The organism is Agromyces sp. NBRC 114283 (assembly GCF_030268405.1).
GTDB lineage: Bacteria > Actinomycetota > Actinomycetes > Actinomycetales > Microbacteriaceae > Agromyces > Agromyces mediolanus.
The window spans coordinates 2,052,505-2,067,564 of the sequence record NZ_BSQP01000001.1 but is presented as its reverse complement, the minus strand read 5'-3'; the positions used below and the strand labels follow the sequence as shown (position 1 = coordinate 2,067,564).

Here is a 15,060-nt window from a genome sequence, read left to right as displayed (position 1 = left end):
GACGCGCGTGCCGTGGGGCTTGCGGGGGCCGCTCCTAGTCTTCAATTCGGCCCGTCTCCTTCTGACCGTGCACGACGGGGTCCCAGCGCTCGGCGGGCGCCGGCTCGCCGCGCAGCTCGGCGAGCAGCTCCGCGATCGCATCCATCAGATCGGCGGTGGCCGCGACCATCGTCGCCTGGTCGAGCGGCCGGCCGCGGTAGGGGGTGAGGTCGACGGGCTCGCCGATGGCGACGTCGATCGTCTTGCGCGGGAACAGGCTCAGCTTCTTGCCGTAGCGGGGCATGAGGGCCTGCGTGCCCCAGTGGGCCGCGGGGACGAGCGGGATGCCGCGCTCGAGCGCGATGCGCACCGCGCCCGTCTTGCCCCGCATGGGCCAGAGCTCGGGGTCGCGGGTGAGCGAGCCCTCGGGGTATACGATGACCATCCGCCCCTTCTCGACGAGCTCCTCGGCGGCGCGGAGGGCGTCGTGGCCCCGGCTGCCGCTGCGCTCGACCGGGATCTGGCCCGAGGCGCGGAGCGCCCAGCCGACGACGGGGACCTTGAAGAGCGAGGCCTTCGCCAGGAAGCGGGGTGCGCGCCCGAGCTTCCAGCTCGCGGCGCCCATCACGACCGGATCGATCTCGCTGTAGTGGTTCGGCGCGAGCACGAAGGCGCCCGACTGCGGCATCCGCTCCCGGTGATGGAAGCGGAACTTCACGCCGAGGTTGATGATCGGCAGGATGATCGCCGCGAGGAACCAGAAGAAGGAGGGCCGCCGGGTCTCGGACCGCGGCTTCGCCCCCGCCGTGGGCGGGTCGCTCACCGGCTTCGATTCACCCGCGCCGTCGTCGTTCGCCACCTGGCCGTTCACCCTTCGAGTTCGAAGTCCGCCCCGAGCAGCTCGAGCTTCCCGATGAAGTTCTCGTAGCCGCGGGCGATGATGCCGACGTTCGACACGGTCGATCGACCCTCGGCCGTCAGCGCCGCGATGAGGTGGCTGAACCCGCCGCGCAGGTCGGGCACCTCGATGTCGGCACCGGTCAGCTTCGCCGGGCCGGAGATGACGGCCGAGTGCTTGAAGTTGCGCTGGCCGAAGCGGCACGGCTTGCCGGTCAGGCACTCCTTGTGCACGTCGATCTTCGCGCCCATCTCGACGAGCGCGTCGACGAAGCCGAAGCGCTGCTCGTACACGGTCTCGTGCACGATCGAGACGCCCTTCGCCTTCGTCAGGGCGATGACGAGCGGCTGCTGCCAGTCGGTCATGAAGCCCGGGTGCACGTCGGTCTCGATGATCGTCGAGCTCAGCTCGCCGCCCGGGTGGAAGAACCGGATGCCGTCCTCGGCGATGTCGAATGCGCCGCCGACCTTGCGGAAGACGTTCAGGAACGTGAGCATCTCGGCCTGGCGGGCGCCGCCGACGAAGATGTCGCCCTCGGTCGCGAGCGCCGCCGCGGCCCAGCTCGCGGCCTCGTTGCGGTCGAAGAGGGCGCGATGGCGGTAGCCGGAGAGCCGGTCGACCCCCTCGATGCGGATGACCCGGTCGGTGTCGACCGTGATGATCGCGCCCATCTTCTGCAGGATGTTGATGAGATCCATGATCTCGGGCTCGATCGCGGCGCCGGTGAGCTCGGTGATGCCGTCGGCGAGGGTCGCCGTCAGCAGCACCTGCTCGGTCGCGCCGACGCTCGGGTACGGCAGCTCGACCTTCGCGCCCTTCAGGCCGTTCGGGGCGGACATGCGGATCCCGCTCGGCAGCTTCTCGACGATGGCGCCGAAGTTGCGGAGCACCTCGAGGTGGTAGTCGATCGGGCGGTCGCCGATGCGGCATCCGCCGAGGTCGGGGATGAACGCCTCGCCGAGCCGGTGCAGGAGCGGCCCGCAGAACAGGATCGGGATGCGGCTCGACCCGGCGTGGGCGTCGATGTCGGCCATGTGCGCCTGGGCCACGCCGGACGGGTCGAGCACGAGCTCGCCGGGCTCCTCACCCTCGGTGACGGTCACGCCGTGCACCTCGAGCAGGCCGCGGACGATGCGCACGTCGCTGATGTTCGGCACGTCCTTCAGCACGCTGGGCGTATCGCCGAGGATCGCCGCGACCATCGCCTTGGTGACGAGGTTCTTGGCCCCCTTCAGCTCGATGCGGCCGCGCAGCGGCTTGCCACCGTTGATCGTGATCTTGTCGACCTCGAGTCCCACTGCGCTCCCGTGCTGCTTCGCGTCATCAACGAGTGTGTTCACTCAGTTCCCTGCTTCCGCCGGCTCCCGGATCGGGAGCGTTGTTGGCCGCCACGCCGCTCGATGCTGTTCGAACTCGGCGATGGCCTCTTCTTCGCGCAGAGTGAGCCCGATGTCGTCGAGTCCCTCCAACAGCCTCCACCGAGTGTAGTCGTCGATCTCGAACGGCACCGTGAGCTCAGCTGCGCTCACCGTACGCTCAACGAGATCCACCGTGACCGGCATTCCCGGCTCGGCCTCGACGACCTCCCAGATGCGCTCGATGTCCTCGTAGGCGACGAGCGCGGCGAGCAGTCCCTGCTTGCCCGCGTTGCCGCGGAAGATGTCGCCGAAGCGGCTCGAGATGACGACCTGGAAGCCGTAGTCGCGGAGCGCCCAGACGGCGTGCTCTCGGCTCGAACCGGTGCCGAAGTCGGGGCCCGCGACGAGCACGCTGGCGCCCTGGTAGGCGGGCTGGTTGAGGATGAACTCCGGGTCCTGGCGCCAGCCGTGGAACAGGGCGTCGTCGAAGCCGGTCTTCGTGACGCGCTTCAGGAACACCGCGGGGATGATCTGGTCGGTGTCGACGTTCGAGCGGCGCAGCGGGACGGCGACGCCGGTGACGGTGCTGATCTTCTCCACGATTACTTCGCCTCCGCCTCGGTCACGGCCTGTTCGAGATCCCACGGGCTCGAGAGCGTGCCGCGGATCGCGGTCGCCGCCGCCACGAGCGGGGAGACCAGATGGGTGCGGCCGCCCTTGCCCTGCCGGCCCTCGAAGTTGCGGTTCGACGTCGACGCGCAGCGCTCCCCCGGGGCGAGCTGGTCGGGGTTCATGCCGAGGCACATCGAGCAGCCGGCGAAGCGCCACTCGGCGCCGAAGGCCTCGAAGACCTTGTCGAGCCCCTCGGCCTCGGCTTCGAGGCGCACCCGCGCGGAGCCGGGGACGACCATGACGCGGACCCCGTCGGCCTTCTGCTTGCCGGCGACGATCGACGCGAAGGCCCGCAGGTCCTCGATGCGGCTGTTGGTGCAGGAGCCCATGAAGACCGCGTCGACCTTGATCTCCTTGAGCGGCACGCCGGGGCGGAGGTCCATGTACTCGAGCGCCCGCTCGGCAGCGGCGCGCTCGTGCTGGTCGTCGATGGTGGCGGGGTCGGGCACGGTGTCGGAGAGCGAGACGCCCTGGCCGGGGTTGGTGCCCCAGGTGACGAAGGGCTCGAGCGCGTCGGCGTCGATGAAGACCTCGGCGTCGAACTCGGCGCCCTCGTCGCTCGGCAGCGTCTTCCAGTATTCGACCGCGGCGTCCCAGTCCTCGCCCTCGGGCGCGTGCGCACGGCCCTTCAGGTAGGCGAAGGTGGTCTCGTCGGGTGCGACCATGCCGGCGCGGGCCCCGGCCTCGATCGACATGTTGCAGATCGTCATCCGGCCGTCCATCGACAGCGCGCGGATGGCGCTGCCCCGGTATTCGAGCACGTAGCCCTGGCCGCCGCCGGTGCCGATCTTCGCGATCACCGCGAGGATGATGTCCTTGGCCGTGACCCCGGGGCGCAGCGTGCCCTCGACGTTGATCGCCATCGTCTTGAACGGCTTCAGCGGCAGCGTCTGCGTCGCGAGCACGTGCTCGACCTCGCTCGTGCCGATGCCGAACGCCATCGCGCCGAACGCGCCGTGCGTCGAGGTGTGCGAGTCGCCGCAGACGACGGTGATGCCCGGCATCGTGAGGCCGAGCTGCGGGCCCACGACGTGGACGATGCCCTGCTCCTTGTCGCCGAGCGAGTGCAGGCGGATGCCGAACTCGGCCGCGTTGCGACGCAGCGTCTCGATCTGGGTGCGGCTCGTCAGATCGGCGATGGGCTTGTCGATGTCGAGCGTCGGGGTGTTGTGGTCCTCGGTCGCGATCGTGAGGTCCGGGCGGCGCACGGGCCGCCCCGCCATCCGCAGCCCGTCGAAGGCCTGCGGGCTCGTCACCTCGTGCACCAGGTGCAGGTCGATGTAGATGAGATCGGGGGTGCCGTCCTCGCCCTGCTTGACGAGGTGGTCGTCCCACACCTTCTCGGCGAGGGTGCGGGGGCGTTCGCTTGACGCGGTCATGCGGTGGTCATCCTTCGGTTCTGCTCTGAATCAGCCGTCGACGGACTCCGCGGCGGGGAAGGGCCTAGAACGAGGCCCCGCCGCGGCACCGAAGCAGAAGTCGCCGTGCACGCACCCTGACAGATTACACGTTCGGCGAGGGCAGTCTCGCCACGAGCAGCCGCAGGCGCCCCAGCACGAGCACCTCGCCGTCGCCCACGAGTCCCGTCGCGCCCGGTGCGAGCTCCTCCGGCTCGGCGCCCGCGCGTTCGATGCGGACGCCATTGGTGGAGTGCAGGTCGGTGACCGCGAGCGCCTCCCCCGCCGGGACGGCGAGGGCGTGCGTCTTCGACACGGTCCGGCTCGCATCGTCGATCGGCACCGCCGCCCGAGCGCCCTCGGCATCCTCGACGCGGGGCGCCCGACCGAGAACCGAGGGGCCCGTGATGACCGCGTCGACGCCGCCGGAGGCGACGAGACGCCAGCGGACCCGCACGCCGGTGACCTCGTACGCCGGGTCGAGCGGCGGCGGAGCCTGCACCACCGGCCCGGCGGGCGTCGGCACGAGCGGGGGCGGCCCGCTCCGGCCCGGCGCGAACGAGGGCAGCGTGCGCTCGACCGGCTTGGCGGCGCGCTCGGGGGCGGCCGGCGGTTCGCCGGGCACGAGGCCCGGCGGCGGCACGATGAAGTCGGACCCGTCCACGCCGCAAGCCTAGCGGCGGCCGCCCCGCTTCCGGCGTCGCGCATAGCGGTACCGGCTCACGATCCTCCGGATCCGACCGGCCGCGGCCGTCGCGGCGGCGGCCACGGCATCCGCTTCCGTCCAGCGCTGGGCCGCCACCGTCTCGTCGAGCTCCCGGCCCTCGAAGACGTCGCGGTCGACCGATGCCGCAAGGGTCGCGAGCGACTCGGCGCCCGCGAGCCCCTGCTCGCTCGACTGCCCGGCGAGCGCGGCGGCCGTCTGCAGGCGGGTGGCCCGCTCCGGGGGCTCGAGCCCCAGTTCCGCGTAGCGGTCGACGAGCTCGTCCCACGCACCGGCCGAGCTGCGATCGGGTCGTTCCCGGAGCCGACGCGCCCGCCGCCGGCGCTTCGCGAGCGCGACGAACAGGAGCGGGAGGAAGACGATCGCGAGCGGGATGCCGAGCGAACCGGCGAGCACCCACACCCAGCCCGGCACCTCGAAGGGGTGGTCCCGCTTCTCGTCCTCGGTGTCGTCGATCTCGACCGTCGTCAGCAGTTCGTCGTCGGTGGCCTCGTTGCGCGGCGGCTGGCGCACCTGCGGCTGCGGCTCGCTCTTCGGCCGCGGCGTCTGCTCCTGCGGCACGTCCACCTGGTCGGGAGTCGGCCGGAAGCTCACCCAGCCGACGCCCTCGAACGGGACCTCGACCCAGGCGGTGACGTCCTCACCGCGGACCTCGATCTCGTCGGCACCCTCCTGGACCTCGGGGGCGAAGCCCATCACGACCCGGGCCGGGTAGCCCAGATGCCGCACCATGAGCGCCATCGCGGCGGCGTACTGCTCCTCGTCGCCCACCATCTGGGAGCGGGTGAACAGCTCGATGAGCCGGTCGGCGCCGTGCCCGGCGCGCGAGGCGACCGAGTCCGAGGCGAGCCCGTGGCTCAAGAAGCCGTTCGTCTTCAGGCCGGTCTCGATGGCACGGATCCGGCCGATCGCGCTCTCCTCCTCGCCCGCGTACTCCTCCGCCTTCGCGGCGACGACGTCGGGGAGCTGATCGACGGGCGGCAGCTCGAGGCGCGCCACCGGGACGTCGGCGAGCGACTCGGGGTCGGGCTGGAGCTGGGTGCGCGCGTCGAGCTCGTAGCGGCCGCCGACCGGGAACCCGCTCGTCAGCACCGCGGTGCCCGCGTCGGCGTTGTACCGCAGGTCGCCCGCGCGGGCGGCCGTGGCCCGGTCGAGGAGCTGCAGCCGCTCGCCGTACCCCACGGTCGGCAGCCAGACGTCGTGGTAGCCGAGCGACTCGACCTCGATACGGCGTTCGCCGCCGAGGTCGGCGAGCGCGGGCTCGGGCAGCGTCGCACCGACGATCGCATAGCCGCCGTCGATCGCCGACTCGGGTCCGGCCACCGTGAAGAGCCGGCCGGTGTAGGCGTCCATCGACGCGAGCCGGAGCACATCGCCTGGCTCGAGCCCCCTGACCCGCAGCACGGGCTCCTCGGCGAGGTCCTTCGTGTAGCTGCGGAAGCCGGCGAGCGGGCTCGAGAACTCCCGGGCGTCGAAGGGCGGCACGATCTCGTCGCGCAGCACGAACCGCTCCGCCGCGGTCGGCGCGAACGCGAGTCCGGCGACGGTGCCGACCACGACCGCCCCGCCGACGACCGCACCGGCTCCCCCGATGCGGCGGAGCAGCGTGCCGCCGTCGGCTCCGCCCTGCTCGATGCCGGAGCGGCGGCGCCACGCCAGCCAGAGGAGCGCGATCGCGCCGAAGGCGACGCCGCGCACCGCGGCGAGGAAGGCCTCGTCCGTGCCGAGGAGGATGCCCGAGAGGTAGAGCAGTACGGGCCCGATCAGCAGAACGGCCGCGCGGAGCACCGTCCGGCGCGCGGGCAGCCAGCGCAGGACGAGCAGCCCGCCGACGAGCGAGACGAGCCAGGTCGCGACGTACGGCACCGCGGCGACGTAGTAGGGCGCCTCGACGGGAGCCGCGATCGTCACGAGGTCGGCCCAGCCGTAGACCGCGCCGATCGCGAGGCCGGCGAGCGAGTCGAGGCTCGGCAGCACCACCGCGATCCCCTGGCCGGGCATCGCGAACGGCGTGCCGAGCAGGAAGTAGGCGGCCAGCGCGAGCAGCACGGTGTTCAGCACCCCGAGGCGCAGCACCGAGCCGAGCAGGGCGGCGCCGGTGCCGACCACGAGGCCGCCGACGGCCGCGAGCAGGAAGTCCATTCCGCCGAAGCTCGTCTCGTACCCCGCCACCGCGAGCAGGCACAGCGCGGCGAGGACGCCGAGGTCGACGAGCTGGGTGCTCGTGACCCCGCCGGCCGACGGCCGCCGCTCGGGCGAGGCGGGCGCGAGGATCGGCTGCGATGCGGTCATGGCCGGACCCTCCGCATCACCGCGGCGAGCTCGCCGAGATCGCCGATCGTGGCGACCGTGCTCCGACCGACCTTCGCGATGCGCGACTCGGCGCCGCGCTGCACCCGGATCGCGACGAGCGGCATCTCCGGCGGGAGCACCGTCTGCACGGCGCGCACCTCGCTGAGCGGCTGGGCGCCGCCCGTGACGAGCACCACGACGCTCGCGGCGGGCGCCAGGCGGATGCGGTCCCGGACCAGTTCGCGCAGTCCGCCGAGCGCCGGACCGCCGCGGCGGGCGTAGGGCTGGATGCGGCAGCTGTCGTCGAGCAGGCTCGTCGTGCTCGTCGTGCGCAGCCGCATCCGCTCGGTGGCGCAGACCGTCTTCGTGGCGTCCTTGATGAGCTGCACGGCGATCGACGCGAACACCGAGACCCCGAGTTCGAACTCCCTCTCGTCGTCGTAGTGCGACTCCTCGGTCGACTGCAGCAGGACGAGTTCGGAGCGCCGGGTCTCCTCGTACTGGCGCACCATCAGCCGGCCGGTGCGGGCCGAGCTGCGCCAGTGCACGTTCCGCAGCGGATCCCCGGGCTCGTAGGCGCGGAGCGCGTGGAACGAGAGGTCGTGGTCGGTGATGACCTTCGTGACCTCGCCCTCGAGGTCGCGGACGAGGCCCGCCGCCGAGGGCCGGAGCCTGGCGGTGACCGGGTGCACGAAGAGCTCGACCGGGTCGTTCCAGCGCACGGTGCGGCGGAGCAGGCCGAGCTCGTCGCCCCGGACGGAGATCGCCGGGCCGGCGACGATCACGGCGCGACGATTGGTCGGCACCGCGAAGAGCTCCTCGTGCCCGGCGCGCGGCTCCAGCGAGGGAATGCGGAACACCGCCGAGCCCGCACCCACCGGCAGCTCGATCCGGGAGGAGACCGACTTCGCGGTGCCGTCGTTCACGACGCCGAGCCGGCCCAGCGCGCGTTCCCCGGCGACGACGCGTCGCGGCTCGAGCTCGACGCCGACGCGGTAGCGCAGTCGACCGAACACGAAGGGCACGGCGAGCAGAAGCGCGCCGGCGAGGGTGGCCGCGAGGAACGCGAACTCCACCCAGTCGAAGACGACGGCGACGAGCGCGGACACGAGCGCCGCGACGAGCACGAGCCATCCGGTCGTCGAGACGAGGCTCGTCGCCGGCCGCGCGAACGCCGCGACCGCGCGCCAGGCCCCCGCGATCCGCGCGCCGAGCTCCCCGCCCGTGCGCGCGAGCGAGCGCCCGACGGCCTGGAAGGCCAGTCGGGACTGCGAAGGCTGCGGCGCGGTGCCGGCGTCGCCCGTCATGCCGCCCGGTAGGCGGGCGGGGCCACGTCCGCCAGCGCGCGGGCGACGATGTCGTTCGCGGTCACGCCGGTGAACTCCGCCTCGGGGTCGACGATGATGCGGTGCGCGAGCACGGGCACCGCGAGCTCGCGGATGTCGTCGGGGGTGACGTAGCCGCGACCCTGCGCGATCGCCCAGGTCTTCGCCGCGCGGGCGAGCGCAAGGGCGCCGCGCATGCTGACGCCGAGCGCGGCATCCGGGTGCTCCCGCGTCGCCGTGACGACCTCGTTCAGGTAGGACACGACCGACTCGTCGACGTACACCTCGGCGGCCAGCGCCGCCATCGCGGAGATCGAGCTCGCGGCGATGATCGGCGTGATGCCGTCGGCGCGGGCCCGGTTCGCCGAGTCGAGCAGCACGGCGACGGCCGCGGCGTGGTCGGGATAGCCGAGCGAGGTCTTGATGAGGAAGCGGTCGAGCTGCGCCTCGGGGAGGGCATAGGTGCCCGCCTGCTCGACCGGGTTCTGCGTGGCGATGACCATGAAGGGACGCTCGACCTCGTACCCGACGCCGTCGACGGTGACGCGGCCCTCCTCCATCACCTCGAGCAGCGCGGACTGCGTCTTCGGGCTGGCCCGGTTGATCTCGTCCGCGAGCACGACCGAGGCGAAGATCGGACCGCGGTGGAACTCGAAGCGCCCCTTCGTCTGGTCGAAGATCGTGACGCCCGTGACGTCGGAGGGCAGCAGATCGGGCGTGAACTGGATGCGCGAGTTGGTGCCGTCGAGCGTGTTGGCGAGCGCCTTCGCGAGCACGGTCTTGCCGGTGCCCGGCACGTCCTCGAGCAGCACGTGCCCCTCGGAGAGCATCGCGGTCAGCACGAGCGCGATGATGTCGCGCTTGCCCAGGATGGCCCGGTCGATGTTCTCGACCAGGCGCCCGAAGGCGTCGCGGAACCACTCCGCCTGCTCCTGCGTCACTGCCATGTCGTTCGTTCCTCCACGGTCGAAATCATCAGAGTGCGCCCCAGTTCGCGACGCTGCTGTAGAAGGTGCCGCCCGGCCCCTGGAAGCGGATGCGCACGGCCGGGAACTCCGCCGGGTTCACCTCGCCCAGATAGCTCAGCGTCTGGAAGGTGCCGCCGGTGCCGAGGTTCACGTTCATCGGCGACATCGAGGTCCAGCCGGCGCTCGTGCTCCAGTGCTTGTACTCGACGGTGACGGTGTACGAGCCCGGGGTGAAGTCGGAGTACCGGCCCGCGACGTAGCGGCAGCAGCCGCTGTCGCCGCCCTTGTAGACCGAGGCGCTCGGCGACGGCGGGGGCGGGTTGTTCACGGTGACCCGGTCGGAGGCGCCCGGTCCGGCGTTGTTGCCGCCGTTCACCGCGCGCACCTCGACGGTGTGCGTGCCCGCGCCCTGGTTCGGGAAGCTCGCCGCCCGGGCCGGCACGTCCTGCCAGCCGCCGCCGTCGAAGCGCACCTGGTACCTGAGCTGGCCGCCGCCGTCCTCCGTCGGCGCGTTCCAGCTCGCGCGGACCGTCGTCGGGGCGTTGCCGTCGGCGGTCACCCGCACGCTCGTCGGTGCGCTCGGCGTGCCCCACGGGGTCACCGAAGCGGAGGCGTTGGAGTACCCTCCGTCGCCCATCTTGTTGCTCGCCCGCACCTGGAAGGTGTATGCCCGGCCGTTCGTGAGCCCAGTGATCACCTGGTTCTTGCCCGCGGCGTCCGCGCCGAACGCGAGACTCCCGCCCGGCCAGAGCACGTCGTAGCCGGTGATGGCCGCGTTGTTGTTCGCCGGCGCGCTCCACTTGATGGTCGCCCGGCCGTCGCCGCCGGCGACGATCGCGGGGGCGCCGGGGGCATCCGGCACGTCGCGGACGACGACGGTGACCTGGCCCTGGGCCTGCCGGCTCGGGTCCTTCGTGCCGTCCTCGATGCGGTAGTTCACCGTGACCGTGCCGGTGAACGCCGAGCCGGTACGGATCGTGACGTCCTCCGGGGTGAAGCTCGCCGTCGCGTTCGCCCCCACGCTCACGACGTCGGCGGCGACGACGCGGAGCGGCACGCCGTCCTGCGCGAAGGGGTTGAAGTCGTTCTCGAGCACCGGGACGGTGACCGAGCCGCCGCGCTTCACCTCGAGCTCGCCGGTGTTCGGGTCGGCCACCGCGCGCGGCTTCGCCCGCGTCGAGGAGACCACCTTCACGTCGACGTAGCCGGGCACCGTGAACTCGTTGAAGCCGAGCTGGAAGGAGAGCCTCGTCGATGCGCCCGGCTGCACGCCCAGCGGCGCCTGCATCCGGAGGGTCGCACCGTCGACGATCTCGGCCTGGATCTCCTGGGTCTGCCCGCTGAGCCCCGTGTAGCTCACCTTCGCGATGTTGTCGGGGTTCGGCTGATCGGTCATCTGGCGCAGGTCGATCTCGAGCGGCGCCTCGCCGGCCTCGATCGTCTCGTTCCGCGGCGTGAAGGTCGGCGCGACGTCGTTGAAGCCGGGATCGCCGACGGTCACCGGGAAGCTCAGGATGGCGCGGCGGCCCACCGGGTCGTCGGCCCCCTTGCCGTCGGTGACCTCGAAGGTGACGGTCGCGGGACCGCGGTAGTCGGTGGCCGGCTGGAACCGCAGCTCGGTGCTGCTCTGCATGACGTCGGAGCGCGAGTTCGTCGCGGACGCGGAGAGCACGGTCGCGGGCTGGCCCGACGGCACCTCGACGAGCTGCGAGACGCTCCACTCGATGCTGCCGTTCATGGGCACGACGATCTCGCCGAGGTTCTTCAGGTACGGCGCGGGGAACTTCGCGCGCTCCTCCGCGGCGATCTCCTCCGGCGTCTTCGGCCGCTGCGTCTCCTCGGGCACCGCGTCGCCGTCCGGCACGGGCGGCACGATGACGAAGGCCATCGCCGACAGCTCGTCGAGTTCGTTCGTGAGCCGGAACGCGACCGCGTAGCGCTCCCGGCCGGGCCGGACGGAGATCGTGCCGTCGGCGGCGACCTCGGCGCGGTTCGCGTTCGGGCCCTCGACCGAGACGACGAGGTCCTCGACCAGACCGCCCGGGTTGGTCGCGTCCTTCAGCGGATCGACGACGGCGTCCTCGCCCGCGACGAGCCGCTCGGGCTCGAGCACCTGGTCTTCCGCGGTCGGCGGGTCGATGACGGCGTCCTCGCTCACCGCGAGCTGCAGGAACGCGGTGTCGGTGCCGCCGTGGCCGTTCGAGATCGCGTAGCGGATCGTGTAGGCGCCCTCGCCCTCCGGCGCGGTGACGACGATCCGGCGCCGGTCGCGGATCTCGGCCTCGATGCCCTCGTCGATCTCGGGCAGTTCGGCGACGTGCAGGCTGTAGCCGCTCGGATCGGAGTCGTTCAGCAGCACGTCGACGCCGACCGTCCGGCCCGGCTTCATCTCGATCGCGTCGTCGACGGCGTTTGGCGGCGCCTGCACCTCGGGACGCGGGATGACGCCGATCCGGATCGTGCCGACGGCTTGTTCGCCCTTCGTGTCCTGCAGCACGTAGCGGAACTCGTCGGTGCCGCTGCCGCCCGCGAAGGCCTGGTACGTGAAGGAGGTGCTGGTGCGCTCGAGGATCCGCCCGAGCGCGGGCGCCTGGTCGATCCCGGTCAGGACGACGGAGTCGCCGTCGGGGTCGATGCCGTCGAGCGGAACGTCGATCGTCACCGCCGAGCCCGCGAAGGTGCGGGAGGTCAGCGGCGTCGGCAGCGGCGCGCGGTTCTCGGCGTCCGTGCCGACCACGGTGAACGTGACCGCCGCGCGGGCGATCTGCTCGTAGTCGTCGGTGATCGTGTACACGACGGTGTGCACGCCGGCCTCGCGCGGCGCCTGGAAGCGCAGCTGCTCGCCGTCGGTGAACGCGAGGGCTCCCGGAGCACCGCTGAGGTCGAGCTCGGGATCGAGGTGCAGCGGCGCGGCATCCGGGTGGTAGTCGTTGGCCAGCACGGGCACGGTGACGATGTCGCCGGCCCGGACGATCGCGGAGTCGTCGAGCGCGACCGGCGGCTGGTGCTTCACGAGGGGCGGCACCGGCACGACGGTCACCGTCGACGTCGCCGTGTTGACCCCGTCGGAGACGGTGTAGGAGAACTGCAGCTGGCGGTCGAGCGCCTCGGAGGCGCTCACCCGGGCGACGGTGTTCGTGAGGAGCTCGACCGAGACGAGGTCGTCGGTGCCGGAGTCGTCGATCGACTGCACCGCGAGCACCCGGCCCGACGGCGAGACATCGTTCGCGAGCACCGACACCGAGGTCGGCTCCCCGGGGCGCAGGTAGGCCGTGTCCTTGACGGCGATCGGCGGCGGCGCGTCGGCCGGCGGCTCGACGACCTGCACCCGGATGAGCCCGACGCTCACGTTCGCCCCGGCGCCGAGGTCGTAGAGGAAGACGTACTCCCCCGGCGTGTTGCTCGAGAACGCGATCGTGCCGCGCTCGGGGTTCGGCGTCACCGTCGCCCGCTCCGGCGGCTCGGGGACGCCGAGCAGCTCGACCGGCGCGCCGGAGGGCGAGAGGTCGTTGAGCAGGGGTTCGATCAGCACGTTCTCGCCCACGAAGGCCTGCGCGAAATCGGGTGTGCCGATGGGGTTCAGCTCGCCCGCCGGTTTCACGTCGACGGTGAACTTCCCCGTCGAGGCGGTGCGGCCGTCGGAGACCGTGTAGGCGACCTCCTTCAGCCCGAGCTCGGCGGACTTGTGCTCGAAGGTCACGAAGCCGTCCGGGCTGGCGCGGACGACGTCGCCGCTCGTCGGCGATGCGTCGACGAGGAAGAGGTCGTCGCCGTCGGGATCGGTCCAGTCCGCGAGCAGGTTGTAGGAGATCTGCTGGCCCTGCTCGACGCTCGTGGCACCGTTCCGCAGCGGAGCGGGCGGCTGGTTCTCGCTGTCGGGGACGATGCGCAGGTTCACGTTCGCCTCGGCGACGCCGCCGCGCCCGTCGTCGGCGGTGTACCGGAAGCTGACCGTGCCCGCGGCGCCCTCCACGGGCGTGAACTGGAGCGCGCGACCGCCGTCGATGAGATCGAGCCGGCCCGCGGCCTCGGCGATCTCGCTCGTTCGCGCGACCGTGAGGACGTCGCCGTCGGGGTCGGTGTCGTTCGCGAGCACGTCGACGATGGTGGTGCGACCCGGTCGGACGCCGAAGTCGTCGTCGCGCACGACGGGCGGGCGGTTCTGCTCGGTCCGCTCGGCGAGGGTGTCCTCGAAGGTCTGCTGGGCGCTCTTCTCGTCACCCTCGAGCTCGTCGGTCTCTTCGGGCGGCGTCACCTCTTCCCAGTTGTCGACGAGCCGGAGCTCGGAGTCGAGCAGCCAGGCGTCGCCGTTCGCGAGGTTGTTCAGCACCACCACGTCGCGGTTCACCCGGAACTCGAGCCGGCCGCCCGCCGTGGACTGCTCGAGGTCGACGCCGCGCGGCTTCTCGCCGTCGCAGACGGCAAGGTACCGACCGGACTCCGCCCAGGCGCCGTGCACGCAGCTGCCGACGCGGACCGGCGCCGCGACGCTCGAGAGCTTCTCGGTGGCGGGCGCGCCCTCGCGCGCCACCTCGCGCACCTCACCGCCGCCGAGCGGCGCGAACAGCAGGGCATCGTCGGTCGCGATGACGGCCTCGGATGCCTCGGGGCCCGACTGCTGCAAGCGCAGCGCCCCCTCGGGCAGCTCGATCCGACGACCGTCGACGATGAGTTCTCCGCGCTCGCGCTCGAGGACGACGGCACGTTCGCCGACGGCGGCGAGCTCGTGGTCGCCGAGCTTGCCGATCTCCCGCACGGCGGGCGTCTCGGAACCGCGCTCGATCGAGAGCAGCTCGCCGGCCTTCGGGTCACTGGCGAAGATCGTGCCCCGCTCGCTCACCGCGACGTCGGCGCCGGCACCGAGCTCGGCGAGCGGTTCGGTGCCCCGCCAGTCGAAGGACAGCGTCCCGCCGGCCGGGACGGCCCAGAGCTCGCCCTTCGGCGACAGCACCGCGAGGACGTCGCCGCCGTAGGCCACGGTCGACGCTGGCGGAACGTCGATCCGCTCCACGAGGGTCGTGAACGCGGGGTCGATCCGCTCGAGCGATCCGACTGAGGGGTCGTAGGCGAAGGCGTCGAGGCCGTGCTGGAGCACGTCGGTCTCGCTCGCGGCCGTGGCGACGGCGGCGTCGAGCTCGTCGATCTGTCGATTCAGCCGGCCGATCTGGAGCTCCTCGGCGTTCGTCACCCAGACCTCGCGCACTCGGAGGTCCGGGTCGGTCACGGGAAAGCCCTGATGGAGGACCGCGAATCCGACCGGCACGCCGGCGAGGACCGCGAGCGCGGTGGCCGTGGCGATCGTGCGGCGGCGGGCGCCGAAGAAGCCCATGGCGCTCCCCCCTCGGTGCCGTCGTCGGGTCGTCGTCGAAGGCCCGGTCTCCTCAGACGGAGCGCGCCGGGCCGCGCATCAACCTAACACGCGGGGAGGGGCCCCCCAAACGGGGAGG

Annotated in this window: 9 protein-coding genes; all 9 read right to left on the bottom strand. The window is 72.1% G+C overall.

The features are described 5' to 3' along the window. Positions 1-34 precede the first annotated feature (34 nt). The 9 genes from QSJ60_RS09975 to QSJ60_RS09935 all read right to left on the bottom strand — a co-directional run bounded on the left by QSJ60_RS09975 (position 35) and on the right by QSJ60_RS09935 (position 14,942). Positions 35-802, bottom strand: coding sequence for a lysophospholipid acyltransferase family protein (locus QSJ60_RS09975; protein WP_502871402.1), 768 nt, complete (start codon positions 800-802; stop codon positions 35-37). A 44-nt stretch (positions 803-846) separates the two neighbouring features. Beyond that, positions 847-2,217 (bottom strand): UDP-N-acetylglucosamine 1-carboxyvinyltransferase, encoded by a 1,371-nt coding sequence (murA, locus tag QSJ60_RS09970; protein WP_189084763.1) that lies wholly within the window; start codon positions 2,215-2,217, stop codon positions 847-849. Further along, positions 2,218-2,835, bottom strand: coding sequence for a 3-isopropylmalate dehydratase small subunit (leuD, locus tag QSJ60_RS09965; protein WP_230763149.1), 618 nt, complete (start codon positions 2,833-2,835; stop codon positions 2,218-2,220). It abuts the gene before it with no gap. Positions 2,836-2,837: 2 nt separating this feature from the next. Continuing rightward, on the bottom strand, positions 2,838-4,286 hold the full coding sequence (leuC, locus tag QSJ60_RS09960) for a 3-isopropylmalate dehydratase large subunit (protein ID WP_230763147.1): 1,449 nt from the start codon (positions 4,284-4,286) through the stop codon (positions 2,838-2,840). 124 nt (positions 4,287-4,410) lie between these two features. Continuing rightward, the gene (locus QSJ60_RS09955) at positions 4,411-4,968 is read right to left on the bottom strand and encodes an FHA domain-containing protein (protein WP_230763145.1); all 558 of its coding nucleotides are present in this window, start codon (positions 4,966-4,968) and stop codon (positions 4,411-4,413) included. 9 nt (positions 4,969-4,977) lie between these two features. Continuing rightward, positions 4,978-7,320: a transglutaminase-like domain-containing protein gene (locus tag QSJ60_RS09950; RefSeq protein ID WP_285463514.1), complete on the bottom strand. Its 2,343-nt coding sequence runs from the start codon at positions 7,318-7,320 to the stop codon at positions 4,978-4,980. Continuing rightward, on the bottom strand, positions 7,317-8,627 hold the full coding sequence (locus QSJ60_RS09945) for a DUF58 domain-containing protein (RefSeq protein ID WP_285463513.1): 1,311 nt from the start codon (positions 8,625-8,627) through the stop codon (positions 7,317-7,319). The genes QSJ60_RS09950 and QSJ60_RS09945 overlap by 4 nt, the downstream gene beginning before the upstream one ends. Further along, positions 8,624-9,592, bottom strand: a complete 969-nt coding sequence (locus tag QSJ60_RS09940; RefSeq protein WP_189084757.1) for an AAA family ATPase — start codon at positions 9,590-9,592, stop codon at positions 8,624-8,626. Before QSJ60_RS09940 ends, QSJ60_RS09945 begins: the two co-directional genes overlap by 4 nt. A 28-nt stretch (positions 9,593-9,620) precedes the next feature. After that, entirely contained in the window at positions 9,621-14,942 is a 5,322-nt protein-coding gene (locus QSJ60_RS09935; protein ID WP_285463512.1) for an Ig-like domain-containing protein, read from the bottom strand. Positions 14,943-15,060 lie beyond the last annotated feature (118 nt).